General features: G+C 45.6%; 10 protein-coding genes. 3 read left to right on the top strand and 7 right to left on the bottom strand.

Annotation, left to right across the window (positions count from 1 at the left end):
• Positions 1 to 120: 120 nt before the first annotated feature.
• From clpX to tig, 3 genes are all read right to left on the bottom strand, one after another.
• Positions 121 to 1,401 (bottom strand): ATP-dependent protease ATP-binding subunit ClpX, encoded by a 1,281-nt coding sequence (gene clpX / locus OH463_RS00670; protein ID WP_005430932.1) that lies wholly within the window; start codon positions 1,399 to 1,401, stop codon positions 121 to 123.
• Positions 1,402 to 1,472: 71 nt separating this feature from the next.
• Positions 1,473 to 2,099 (bottom strand): ATP-dependent Clp endopeptidase proteolytic subunit ClpP, encoded by a 627-nt coding sequence (gene clpP, locus OH463_RS00665; protein ID WP_005430931.1) that lies wholly within the window; start codon positions 2,097 to 2,099, stop codon positions 1,473 to 1,475.
• Positions 2,100 to 2,204: 105 nt separating this feature from the next.
• Positions 2,205 to 3,509 (bottom strand): trigger factor, encoded by a 1,305-nt coding sequence (gene tig, locus OH463_RS00660; RefSeq protein ID WP_009698344.1) that lies wholly within the window; start codon positions 3,507 to 3,509, stop codon positions 2,205 to 2,207.
• A gap of 527 nt (positions 3,510 to 4,036) precedes the next feature.
• On the opposite strand from tig, the gene OH463_RS00655 reads away from it, so the two are divergent.
• From OH463_RS00655 to OH463_RS00645, 3 genes are all read left to right on the top strand, one after another.
• Positions 4,037 to 5,830 carry a sensor histidine kinase gene (locus OH463_RS00655; RefSeq protein WP_269990283.1) on the top strand — a complete coding sequence of 598 codons (1,794 nt, stop codon included), beginning with the start codon at positions 4,037 to 4,039 and terminating at the stop codon, positions 5,828 to 5,830.
• Positions 5,831 to 5,845: 15 nt separating this feature from the next.
• Complete coding sequence (locus tag OH463_RS00650) at positions 5,846 to 7,183, top strand: sigma-54-dependent transcriptional regulator (protein ID WP_009698346.1); 1,338 nt, start codon at positions 5,846 to 5,848, stop codon at positions 7,181 to 7,183.
• Positions 7,184 to 7,261: 78 nt separating this feature from the next.
• The gene (locus OH463_RS00645; protein ID WP_269990539.1) at positions 7,262 to 7,444 is read left to right on the top strand and encodes a hypothetical protein; all 183 of its coding nucleotides are present in this window, start codon (positions 7,262 to 7,264) and stop codon (positions 7,442 to 7,444) included.
• 57 nt (positions 7,445 to 7,501) lie between these two features.
• On the opposite strand, the gene OH463_RS00640 is transcribed toward OH463_RS00645, so the two are convergent.
• The 4 genes from OH463_RS00640 to OH463_RS00625 form a co-directional block, all read right to left on the bottom strand.
• On the bottom strand, positions 7,502 to 8,863 hold the full coding sequence (locus OH463_RS00640) for a TRAP transporter large permease (RefSeq protein WP_038898576.1): 1,362 nt from the start codon (positions 8,861 to 8,863) through the stop codon (positions 7,502 to 7,504).
• A gap of 3 nt (positions 8,864 to 8,866) precedes the next feature.
• Entirely contained in the window at positions 8,867 to 9,538 is a 672-nt protein-coding gene (locus OH463_RS00635) for a TRAP transporter small permease (protein WP_005446565.1), read from the bottom strand.
• 120 nt (positions 9,539 to 9,658) lie between these two features.
• Positions 9,659 to 10,654: a TRAP transporter substrate-binding protein gene (locus OH463_RS00630; RefSeq protein WP_009699389.1), complete on the bottom strand. Its 996-nt coding sequence runs from the start codon at positions 10,652 to 10,654 to the stop codon at positions 9,659 to 9,661.
• A 214-nt stretch (positions 10,655 to 10,868) separates the two neighbouring features.
• The gene (locus tag OH463_RS00625) at positions 10,869 to 12,338 is read right to left on the bottom strand and encodes a protein adenylyltransferase SelO (protein WP_269990282.1); all 1,470 of its coding nucleotides are present in this window, start codon (positions 12,336 to 12,338) and stop codon (positions 10,869 to 10,871) included.
• Positions 12,339 to 12,444 lie beyond the last annotated feature (106 nt).

Raw genomic sequence — 12,444 nt, 5'->3', positions numbered from 1 at the left:
CTTCCGCTTTCACGTTTAACGTATTACTTAAGGCAGTATATGGGGGCTAATTATTTGGATTCAATAAAAGAAATAAAAAAAGGAGGTAATTACTTACCTCCTTTTTATTTATGGCTGAATTTATTCTGCTCCAGCAGCCTGATTATCGGCATTGCTGTAGATGAGCAATGGTTCTGATTCACCGTTAATTACTGATTCATCAATCACGACTTTACTTACGTCAGTCGCTGATGGCAGTTCATACATGGTTTCTAACAGAACGCTTTCTAAGATTGAACGTAGACCACGAGCACCCGTCTTACGCTCCATCGCTTTTTTAGCGATAGCACGCAACGCGTCTTCACGGAACTCAAGTTCTGCGTCTTCTAGTTCGAACAATGCTGCATATTGCTTGGTCAACGCATTCTTCGGTTCACATAGGATCTGAATTAGCGCTTCTTCATCAAGCTCTGTCAGTGTTGTTGTTACAGGCAGACGACCAATGAACTCAGGGATCAAACCGTACTTCACTAGATCCTCAGGTTCTACCTGAGTAAATAGTTCACCAACGGTTTTGGTTTCGTTCTTCGAGCGCACTTCTGCGCCAAAACCAATACCTGTGCCTGTTGCTACACGTTGTTCAATCACTTTATCTAGACCAGCAAATGCACCGCCACAGATGAACAGGATCTTAGACGTATCCACTTGTAGGAATTCTTGCTGTGGATGCTTACGACCACCTTGTGGTGGAACCGATGCAACCGTGCCTTCGATAAGTTTTAGTAGCGCCTGCTGAACACCTTCACCAGATACGTCACGCGTAATTGATGGGTTTTCAGCTTTACGAGAAATCTTGTCAATTTCGTCAATGTATACAATGCCGCGTTCAGCTTTCGCTACATCGTAATCACATTTTTGCAGAAGCTTCTGGATGATGTTTTCAACGTCTTCACCAACATAACCAGCTTCGGTTAGTGTGGTAGCGTCAGCCATTGTAAATGGCACATCCAGGAATCGAGCTAGTGTCTCAGCAAGCAGTGTTTTACCACTACCAGTAGGACCAATTAGAAGGATGTTACTTTTACCAAGTTCCACACCTTCGCTCGTTGTATCACCATTGCGTAAACGCTTGTAGTGGTTATATACCGCAACTGCGAGCACTTTTTTCGCGTAATCTTGTCCGATCACATAGTCATCAAGGTGTTCACGGATCTGTTTTGGCGTTGGTAACGCTTCAGATTCTTTCTTAGGGAGAACATCCTTGATTTCTTCGCGAATGATATCGTTACATAAGTCGACACACTCGTCGCAAATGTAAACTGACGGACCTGCGATTAGCTTGCGAACTTCGTGCTGACTTTTGCCACAGAAAGAGCAGTACAGCAATTTGCCGCTGCCGCTTTCTTTGCTTTTATCTGTCATTCGCTAACCTCTTAGCCTTTACTCTTTATGAATGAGTGTATATCAAATTTAGCCAAAATGCGCTGGCTAAATTACTCGCCGCGATGGCTCAACACTGCATCCACAATACCGTATTCTACTGCCTGATCTGCCGACATGAAGTTGTCACGATCAGTATCGCGCTCAATCACTTCAAGAGGCTGGCCAGTATGTTCTGCTAATAGGTTGTTTAGCTTCTGCTTGATAGTCAGGATTTCCTGAGCATGAATTTGGATATCAGAAGCTTGACCTTGGAAGCCACCTAGTGGTTGGTGGATCATCACACGTGAATTAGGCAGAACGTAACGCTTACCTGGCGCACCACCTGCAAGCAGGAACGCACCCATAGAGCAAGCTTGACCCATACATACTGTGCTTACATTTGGTTTGATGAACTGCATTGTGTCGTAGATAGACATACCTGCAGTCACGCTGCCGCCTGGCGAGTTGATGTATAGGAAAATATCTTTATCTGGATTTTCAGATTCTAGGAAAAGTAGCTGAGCCACGACAAGGTTTGCCATGTGGTCTTCCACTTGACCAGTTAAAAAGATCACGCGCTCTTTAAGCAAGCGTGAGTAAATGTCGTAAGAGCGTTCGCCGCGGGAAGTTTGTTCAACCACCATTGGCACTAGCGCGTCAATAATTGGCGACATTGCGTTTTTTTCTTGGTAGCTCATATTCTTATGTCCCTAAAATAAATGGCCCGGATGATGTGTATCATACGGACCATTGTTAGCAGAATAGTCGACGTTAAGTCAACCTTCTACGCAAGATATTGCTTATTAAGCAGCAGGTTGTTGGTTAAGTAGCTCGTTGAAGCTTACTTCTTTCTCAGTAACCTGTGCTTTAGCGATGATCGCGTCGATAGCTTGCTCTTCTAGAGCAACGTTACGCATGTTGTTCATCATTTGCTCGTTTTGCTCGTAGTAAGCAATAACTTCTGATGGATCTTCGTAAGCAGTTGCCATTTCTTCGATTAGCGCTTTCACTTTCTCGTCGTCAGCTTTTAGCTCTTCAGACTTGATTACTTCGCCTAGTAGAAGACCTACAACTACGCGACGTTTAGCTTGCTCTTCGAATAGTTCACGTGGAAGCTGTGCAGCTGCTTCTGGGTTACCACCGAAACGTTGTGCAGCTTGTTGACGTAGAACTTGGATTTCTTGGTCGATAAGTGCAGCTGGTACGTCGATTTCGTTTTGCTCAACTAGACCGTCGATAGCTTGCTCTTTGATGCGGTTCTTAACAGCTTGCTTAAGTTCGCGCTCCATGTTCTTACGAACTTCAGCTTTAAGTGCTTCAACGCCACCTTCAGCAACACCGAACTTAGAAACGAACTCGTCGTTTAGTTCTGGTAGTTCACGAGCTTCAACTTTGTTCACTTTGATTGCGAACTTAGCTGCTTTACCTTTTAGGTTTTCAGCGTGGTAATCTTCTGGGAAGTTTACGTCGATTTCGAATTCCATACCTTTAGTTTTACCTTCGATACCGTCTTCGAAACCTGGGATCATGCGACCTGCGCCCATTTCTAGTGGGAAGTTCTCAGCTTTACCGCCTTCGAACTCTTCACCGTCGATAGAGCCAACGAAATCGATGCTTACACGCTTACCAGCTTCTGCAGCTTCTTCAACTTCTGCCCAAGTAGCTTGTTGCTTACGTAGAGTTTCGATCATCTCTTCTACGTCTGCATCTTTAACTTCTGTTGTTGGTTTTTCAACAGTGATGCTGTCTAGACCTTTAAGCTCAACTTCTGGGTAAACTTCGAAAGTTGCAGTGAAAACTAGGTCTGCGCCTTCGTTGTTTTCAACTGGAGCGAAAGTTGGAGCGCCAGCTGGGTTGATTTTCTCTTTTACGATCGCTTCGATGAAGTGGCGTTGCATAACTTCACCAAGAACGTCTTGACGTACTGCTTTGCCGTACATCTTAGCAACCATTTTTAGAGGCACTTTACCCTTACGGAAACCATCGAAACGACGGTTTTTAGCGATGTTGCGTAGTTCAGCTGTTACAGCGTCTTCGATGTTTGCAGCTGGAACAGTAATGTTTAGACGGCGCTCTAGGCCTTCTAGCGTTTCAACAGTAACTTGCATTATTTATAAACCTCTAAAGTGGCTCGGTTTGTCCGAGCGTATGAGCGAGACTCTCCGGAGTTCACGCTTCATCCTTGTGTAGTGTCCTGTCCGAACACCTAATTTAAAATCGAGTATCGATGCTGAAAATCAACATCGGACTAATCAGTGATATCTTCGGTGTCATCACCAAAGGTATCTCCTATTAGCCTCAGGACAGAATTTTTAGACGCGACATTCTAGCGATCTGTCGCTACCCTGTCGAGCCAATAGCCACTATGTGGACATTGTCTGCGCTAAATTCTCGAATACTGACCCCAAAATTAGCGAAAAATGCGATTTGAACACCGCTTCATCGCTGTCAGCATATCTAGAATGGGGACAATAGCGACTTTTTCAAGAGAATCGACAGCTTTTTTTATTGAAAAGCCTAAAAAGAGATCTTGCTCTTGTTTTACTCCACAGAGTTGGAAACTAAATCCCTATTCATCTCTACAAACTATTAACATTTTCTTACGTGACAAAAGGAAGGTGTCAAGGAGCGTGGGATGTCGCAAAGAAACCGTATTATACTGATTTTTTTCGCCTTCTATTTCCTCTGCGCGTTCATCGGTGGTCACTGGGTTTGGAGCCATAGCTACCAGTCATTACTCGACAAACATCAATCGCAGTTGGAGCGCTTTTCTAGCCATATTCAAAATAAGTTAGATAAATATGCTCACATCCCACACCTGCTTTCTAAGGATGAACCTTTGGTCGAAGCGCTGCTTAACTCAGAAAACAGCGCACAACTTGAAATCACCAATCGATACTTAGAATCGGTCAATGGCGTCATTGAAGCGGCTGACACCTATTTAATAGATAAATGGGGAACAACGATCGCTGCAAGCAACTGGCGTAAAGAACGTTCTTTCGTCGGACGCAACTTCGCCTTTCGTCCCTATTTTAAACAAGCGATTACAGGGCAACGCAGCCAATATTACGCGCTGGGTTCAACATCGGGTAAGCGTGGTTATTACTACTCTTACCCTATTGTCTATGCTGGGGGGGTGCTCGGCGTCGTCGTGGTTAAAATGGATCTGAGTAAGATAGAGGACAACTGGCAACAACCCAACAGCGTTTTCGTAGCAAGTGACCCGAACGGTATTGTATTTATGAGCAGTCGCAATGACTGGTTGTTCAAAAGCCTGCAGCCTCTCGAAGAGCCAACTGCAGCAGAGGTGTGGGCAAGCAGGCAATATTTGAACACCACCATCGACTCACTTGGATTCGTCGGTGACATGAGCTTAGCGCATACCGAAGCGAAGCAAGGCTACCCCTATAACAAAGGGACACTAGTGGTTTCATCCTTACCTTTAGAAAACCTCAAACTCACTATCCGAGTGCTTTCTCCTAAGCAATCTGTCATCTGGTTCACTATGGGCTATTTGCTTGTTCTCACGCTTGTTTTTACTGTGCTCTTTCTCGTTGGGCAGCTCATTTATCATCGCCAGCAGCGGCATCGACAAATCGAACGCATTCAGCAAGAAGCAAATCAGAAATTGGAATATCAGGTAATGGCTCGCACCGCTGAATTGCAAGCAGAGATAGCACAACGTATCGAGACAGAGCAAACCTTACGCGTTACCCAAGACGAGCTGGTGCAAGCCGCAAAACTTGCTGTGCTGGGACAAATGTCGGCAAGCATCAGTCATGAACTCAATAATCCCCTCGCCGCCATTCGCAGTTTCGCTGAAAACGGTAAGCTGTTCTTGCACAAAGAAAAATATGAACGGACGGAAGAAAACTTAACGCGTATATCCGCCCTGACCGACAGAATGGCGAACATCAGTCAGCAGCTGCGCTCTTTTGCTAAGAAGACCAGTGGGAACGAGCTGGCGCAAACTCACCTTCTGCCCGTTATTGCCTCCGCAAAAGAACTGATGAAGCCGGCATTCAAATCAGCCCGAGTAACATTAAATACCAAACTCATAGAACAAGACGTAGAAGTACAGATCAACACAATTCAACTCGAACAAGTGCTGGTGAACTTATTGACCAACGCAATAGAAGCGACCAAAGGGCAAGAAAACAAGCAAGTCCATTTGTCTATCGAAAAAGATATACAAGCCGAACTCGTATGGATTTATGTCGATGATAATGGCACGGGGCTCGGTGAGTTCACCTTTTCACAGCTATGCGAACCCTTTTTAACCACCAAGCAAAATGGCTTAGGTTTAGGGCTCTCGATATCGCAACAAATTTTAGCTGGTATGAATGGCAAATTAGGCGCCCAGAATCGAGAGCAAGGCGGAGCTCGATTCTCCATTTGCTTACCTCTTATTTCATCACACACCACATAACAAAAGGATTGAACTATGTGTCAGGTGTTTTTTATTGATGACGAAGCCGATCTCAGACTGGCGATCGAACAAACCTTTGAACTGGCAGACATAGAAGCCAAGTTTTTTCCGGATGCAGAGTCGGCTTTAATCGCGATGCAACAAGGAGAAGGCTCGGGAGTGGTCGTCACCGACATCTGTTTGCCGGGCATTTCTGGTATGGATTTACTGACCACATTAACCCAGCGCGACCCAAATTTACCCGTCATCATGATCACAGGACACGGCGACATTTCAATGGCAGTTCAAGCTCTTCATCAAGGAGCCTATGACTTTATTGAAAAACCATTTGCACCTGAGCATCTGGTAGAAACCGTCAAACGCGCAATTGAGAAACGCAAACTGACGAATGAAAATGAGAAACTGCGTCAATCCCTGAAAGCCAGTCAAACCTTGGGACCACGTATTATTGGAGAAACCGAAAGTATCCAACTGCTACGTGAAACCATCACTCACATTGCTGACACCGATGCGGATATATTGCTGTTTGGAGAAACGGGGACAGGTAAAGAACTGATAGCTCGCTCTCTGCACGAACAAAGCTCTCGTCGGAACCAAAACTTTGTCGCGGTAAACTGTGGGGCAGTACCTGAGAACCTCATCGAAAGTGAGCTTTATGGTCACGAAAAAGGGGCGTTTACCGGAGCAGAAAGTCGTCGTATCGGTAAGTTTGAATTCGCACAGGGTGGCACGTTATTTTTGGATGAAATCGAATCTATGCCAGTTCAAGCACAAATCCGTTTACTGCGCGTTTTGCAAGAAAGAGTGATTGAGCGGGTTGGTTCCAATGAGTTATTGCCATTGGATATTCGAGTGATTGCAGCAACAAAGGTGGACTTAAAGCAAGCCTCTGAACAAGGCACATTTCGCCAAGACCTCTATTATCGCCTCAATGTGGTAACTCTGGATTTACCGCCGATGCGCGAGCGTAAGGAAGATATTCCCGCACTATTCCACCACTTTTTACTGGTTGCCGCATCACGCTATGGGAAAACCTCCCCTAGCCTCTCCTCACAAGATTTGGCTCAGTTAATGGCACATGATTGGCCGGGTAATGTGCGTGAGTTACGTAACGCGGCAGAACGATTTGTTTTACTTGGGAAACTGATACAGCTAGGCGACGCTTCGTGCACATCTACATCCCCATCGAGCCTTTCTGAACAAGTGGCAGAGTTTGAAAAAGCAGCCATAGAGAGTGCTCTACTGGAGAACAGCGGGAGTATCAAGCAAACGATGGAACAATTGAATGTGCCTCGAAAAACCCTGTACGACAAAATGCAACGCTATCAGATAGATAAAGATCTATATAAATAAAACGCCGTTTGCGGTTTGTTGTTATATCCAACTTGAATCATACTTTTTACTAACGAGAGTTTAATGGTTCATATGGATATGACAGAGAAAATCAGGATACCCGTTATCACAGATACCGTGATGGTCGACGGGCATTATCAGGAAGAAAGGCGATCCGGTGAAGATCGGCGCAAAAATAGAAAGAAGTGGCTTGGTTACGAGCGCAGAGTCAATCCCGACCCTCGTAGACCTTCCTACAAGTCAATAAACGAAGAGGAGTGAATCGTCACACCTCTTTTGTTTTAACTGTTTCGGCTCTTACCGTTCACTTGCTCGCCGCTACTTAGTAATGATTTCCGGTCCCATCAGCGTCGTTGGCAACCAAGTTGACACCCAAGGAACGTACGTCACGATAATGAGGAATAAGAACATCACCGCCACCCACGGTAGCGCCGCTTTAACCACATTCATCATCGACATTTTGGCGACCCCAGCAGTCACAAACAAGTTAAGTCCAACAGGTGGCGTAATCATGCCAATTTCCATGTTAACGACCATCATGATGCCAAGGTGAATCGGATCGATGCCCAGAGCGATCGCTATTGGGAACACTAGCGGTGCCACAATGATCAACAAGCCAGAAGGTTCCATAAACTGACCACCAATCAACAGCAGCACGTTCACGACAATCAAGAAAGTAATAGGACCTAGCCCCGCCGACAGCATAGATTCAGTGATCATTTGCGGTATGCGTTCTTCTGTCAGCACATGCTTAAGAATCAAAGCGTTGGCAATGATAAACAGTAACATGATGGTCAGCTTGCCTGCTTCATACAAGGTGTGTTTGGTGTCTTTATGAACGAAAGTCTGAAACACTTTAACTAAGGCTGGTTTACTATTTTGCTTATCAGCAAAGGGACCCATATCTTTGTAAACGAAGTTGGCAATGAAGAAGGAATACACCGCCGCCACTGCCGCCGCTTCTGTTGGGGTAAAGATACCGCCGTAGATACCACCCAAAATGATCACCACCAACAACAGACCCCAGCTCGCATCTTTGGCGGCATCAAAGGTTTCTTTCCAACCCACGAAAGGCTGTTTGGGCAAGTTCTTGATTCGTGCGGCAATGTAAATGGCGATCATCAACATCACTCCTGCAAGTAAGCCTGGAATCACACCACCGAGGAACATACGTCCAACCGACACATCAGTTGCAGCGGCGTACACCACCATCACAATCGAAGGAGGAATCAAAATACCCAGCGTACCCGCATTACAGATCACGCCTGCAGCAAACTCTTTGGAGTAACCGTTTTTGATCATACCAGCGATAACGATACTACCGATCGCAACCACCGTCGCAGGGGACGAGCCAGAAAGTGCAGCAAACATCATGCAAGCCACAACTGATGCCATCGCTAACCCACCGCGGAACCAACCTACAATGGCAATCGCGAAGCGGATAATGCGCTTGGCAACGCCACCCGTAGACATAAAGCTAGAGGCCAAAATAAAGAAAGGTATCGCTAACAAGGTGTAGTGGCCAGCAAACGCGTTAAATAAGGTTTGTGCTACCGATGCAAGAGAAGCATCTGAGTGCATCAATAAGAAAAGAATACTGGACAAACCCAGTGAGACAGCAATTGGCACACCAATCAACATGAAGCCAATGACCATCAAGAATAACAACAGAATATCCATGATTTATTGCTCCTTGCGATCTGATGACGAAGAGCCGTTTGGAATCGCATCAGCGGCTTCGCTCAGTTCTTCTTTAAGTGCTTCCAACTCTTCTTCTGCTTCATGACCTGCAATCAAACGGTCTAATTTACCCGTCGCGATCTGCCATGTGATTTGTACAAAACGAAAAGTCAGAAGTGCCATACCAAGAGGTAAAGCAAAGTAAGGAATAAAACGAGGAAGCTTCTCATAGCGTTCCCCTTCGTTGAGCCAGTCCGCTAGAAACTGAAACATCTCAGGCATAGGAATATCGTCGGTTTCATACCATGCACGCTCAGTGACAAACGGATACCAGTAATTCCAAGAGCCGATTAACAGTAGAATGGAAAATGCCAAACAACACACAGCAGCAAGCAGTGCGAGGATCTTACGTTTGCCTTCAGGGACCATGTTAATGATGACATCAACACCGATATGAAAGTGCTTCTTCACACCGTAGGAGGCACCGACCAAAACCATCCATGCGAACATGAATACCGTCAACTCAAGTGCCCAAAGGATGTTGTCGTTAAAGACATAGCGGAAAATAACATTGGCAAAAGTCAGCAACGTCATTGCACCAAGAAAGAACGCAATCAGCGTTTCTTCAATCGCATCGGTGACTCGTCCTGCCTTGGAAAAAAAAGTCTGTTCCATAATTACATCACGTCATTATTGGGATAAAAGGGTCCCCCTCCTCCATATTGGAGTACGCGAGGACCAATCGTAGTGCTTAGTGCTTTTTACTTATGAGCCCAAAGAACTTGGGCTGTTTGTTTATTGGTTGGAAGCAAGAGCGGCATCGATAAGATCTGAACCAATGTCTTTCTCAAATTTCTTCCACACAGGTTGCAGTGCCGTCACCCACTCTTGACGCTGCTCAGGCGTTAAAGTACGAACCACACCACCGGCTTCAATGATGTTGTTCTTATTTGCAAGGTTCACCTTGGTTGACTCGGCATTACGCTGAGCCGTCACTTCTTGAATAATGGTATTAAGCTGTTCGCGCTGATCGTCTGGTAACTTTTTCCAGAAATCGTTCGATGTCACAACTAAGTAATCTAGGATGCCGTGGTTAGTTTCAGTAATGCCATCTTGTACTTCGAAGAACTTCTTACCGTAAATGTTCGACCATGTGTTTTCCTGACCATCGATAACTTTGGTTTGAAGACCGCCATACACTTCTTTAAATGACATTTTTTGAGGGTTTGCACCAAGCTGTTCGAACTGAGCCACCAATACGTCGGAAGCTTGCACACGGAACTTCAAACCTTCCGCATCGCTAGGCAACATCAATGGCTTGTTGGCAGACATTTGCTTCATACCGTTATGCCAAAATGCCAGACCTTGCAAGCCACGACGCTTCATTGCATTTTTCAGCTTTTCACCGGATTCCGAGTTTTGGAAACGGTCGACAGCCGCCACATCCTCAAAAAGGAAAGGAAGGTCGAAGATGCGGTACTTCTTGGTGAATTTCTCAAACTTAGAAAGAGAAGGGGCAGCGAGTTGAACATCACCATTAAGCAGAGCTTCAAGCACCTTGTTGTCGTCGTAAAGCGTCGAGTTAGGGAAGACCTGCATGCAAACTTTGCCGTTCATCTCTTCATTTACACGCTTTTCCAGTAGCGAGGCAGCAATGCCTTTAGGGTGTTTATCTGTGTTCGTTACGTGACTGAACTTGATCACGGTTTCACCAGGGTCACAGTTTGCAGCAGCATTAAAGCTGGTGATGGCTAGAGCAGATACAGACAAAAGGGTTAGAGGCTTGAACATTATTATTCTCCTTGTTGAATCACATCCCATCCTTTCCATGAATACCAAACGGGCAGAGGGTGATGGGTACAGATGTTCAACAAGGAGCAAGTTGTAGACCAACTAAATTATCAACTTAAAATCAGTAAGTTAAATTAAATTCAAAAGTTAGCCAGTGCAAAAAGGGGTTAAATCCACCCATGCTAATCTGCGTGATGGGTGGAGAATGACACATTTAAGAAGAGCAGCTAATTTCCATCTTTTTCCCCCATTCTGGAGGCAGTTTGGCGTAGTCGTCCAACTCTGGCTGCTCGTCATAAGGACGCTTGAGCAATTCAGCCAGACGGCTTACTTCACTGAAGTCTCCTTCCTCTGCCTTATCAATGGCAAGTTGAGCTAGGTAGTTACGCAAGATGTATTTTGGATTCGCTCGACGCATCTTTTCACAGCGAGTTTCTGCTGATACGCACTCACCGCGCTCGTCCACTTCCAACTCACAGCGGGCAAGATATAAGTCTACCCATGCACTTGCAGCTTCTCGATCAATAAACAAATCAATCACAGCTTGGGACGAGTTAACGTCTAAGTTAGACAACTCACGGAAGAATCGCGTGTAGTCCGTTTTGTTTTGGTTTAACAGTTCAAACATGGCTTCGAACAAGCGTCCGTCTTCTTCTATTTTGGTCAAAAGACCGAGCTTGGCGCGCATCAATTCACTGAACTTCTGGCTAAGGCGCATTTCAAACTTTCCTAGTACGGTCTCCAGATCTTCCCGCTGCACAAGCGGTGACAAAGAATGTGCTAAAGCCGAAAGGTTCCAAAGAGCGATACGTGGTTGCTGCTCAAAGGCATAACGCCCTTGGTAGTCCGAATGGTTGCAGATGTAATTAGGATCGTAGTCGTCGAGGAAGCCAAACGGTCCATAATCAAAAGTTTGCCCAAGTATCGACATGTTGTCGGTATTCATCACACCGTGGGCAAAACCATAGGCTTGCCAGTACGCAATCATCACTGAGGTTTTCTCCACGATGGTCTCGAACATGGCAGCATATGGTTTCTCCACTTCTAAACAATCTGGGAAATACCACTCGATGACTTTATCAGCGAGGTACTTTTGCTCACTAAGTTGGTTGGTGTAGAAAAAATGCTCAAAGTGACCGAAGCGAATGTGCGTTTCAGCAATTCGAATCAGTAGCGCGCCATATTCCATCTTCTCACGGTAAACAGGCGTATCGCTGTCCATCATGCCAAGCGCTCTGGTCGTAGGAATGCCTAACCCGGCCATGGCTTCACTGCACAGATATTCGCGGATCGTAGAGCGCAATACTGCCCGACCATCCCCCATCCGTGAGTACGGCGTGAGCCCTGCTCCTTTGAGGTGAATATCAAACCAAGTGCCATTTTGGTGTTGCATCTCAGCCAGTAACAACCCGCGACCGTCACCTAAATCCGGGTTGTACACGCCAAATTGATGCCCTGCGTACTTCATTGCCAAAGGAGCAAATGATGCAAATTCGTTTTGCCCTGCAAACACATTCAACAACTCTTCATTCGCGCTTTCTGGTAAGCCAAATTGCTTCGCTAATTCTCCGTTCCAAACAACCCAACGTGTGTTATCTAAAGGCTGTGGCGTGACATAAGTGAAAAACGCAGATGGCAGGTCACTGAAGCGATGGGTGAAATTAACACCTTCCCAGATGGACATAGTAGTTCCTTAATAAAACGACTTCCTAAACGTGAGTATAAGCGCTGAACAGGTTTCTCTTCAGCCACGAATTATTCATGGGTATTTACGAAATACCGATAACGAC

The organism is Vibrio sp. NFR (genome assembly GCF_027587095.1).
Lineage (GTDB): Bacteria > Pseudomonadota > Gammaproteobacteria > Enterobacterales > Vibrionaceae > Vibrio > Vibrio harveyi.
This window is presented reverse-complemented; position numbering and strand designations above follow the sequence as displayed.

Excerpts from the sequence above, each read along its gene's own strand:
- OH463_RS00650 (WP_009698346.1), top strand. The coding sequence starts at position 5,846 with ATGTGTCAGGTGTTTTTTATTGATGACGAAGCCGATCTCAGACTGGCG.
- tig (WP_009698344.1), bottom strand. The coding sequence starts at position 3,509 with ATGCAAGTTACTGTTGAAACGCTAGAAGGCCTAGAGCGCCGTCTAAAC.
- OH463_RS00640 (WP_038898576.1), bottom strand. The coding sequence starts at position 8,863 with ATGGATATTCTGTTGTTATTCTTGATGGTCATTGGCTTCATGTTGATT.
- clpX (WP_005430932.1), bottom strand. The coding sequence starts at position 1,401 with ATGACAGATAAAAGCAAAGAAAGCGGCAGCGGCAAATTGCTGTACTGC.
- OH463_RS00630 (WP_009699389.1), bottom strand. The coding sequence starts at position 10,654 with ATGTTCAAGCCTCTAACCCTTTTGTCTGTATCTGCTCTAGCCATCACC.
- OH463_RS00635 (WP_005446565.1), bottom strand. The coding sequence starts at position 9,538 with ATGGAACAGACTTTTTTTTCCAAGGCAGGACGAGTCACCGATGCGATT.
- clpP (WP_005430931.1), bottom strand. The coding sequence starts at position 2,099 with ATGAGCTACCAAGAAAAAAACGCAATGTCGCCAATTATTGACGCGCTA.
- OH463_RS00625 (WP_269990282.1), bottom strand. The coding sequence starts at position 12,338 with ATGTCCATCTGGGAAGGTGTTAATTTCACCCATCGCTTCAGTGACCTG.
- OH463_RS00645 (WP_269990539.1), top strand. The coding sequence starts at position 7,262 with ATGACAGAGAAAATCAGGATACCCGTTATCACAGATACCGTGATGGTC.
- OH463_RS00655 (WP_269990283.1), top strand. The coding sequence starts at position 4,037 with ATGTCGCAAAGAAACCGTATTATACTGATTTTTTTCGCCTTCTATTTC.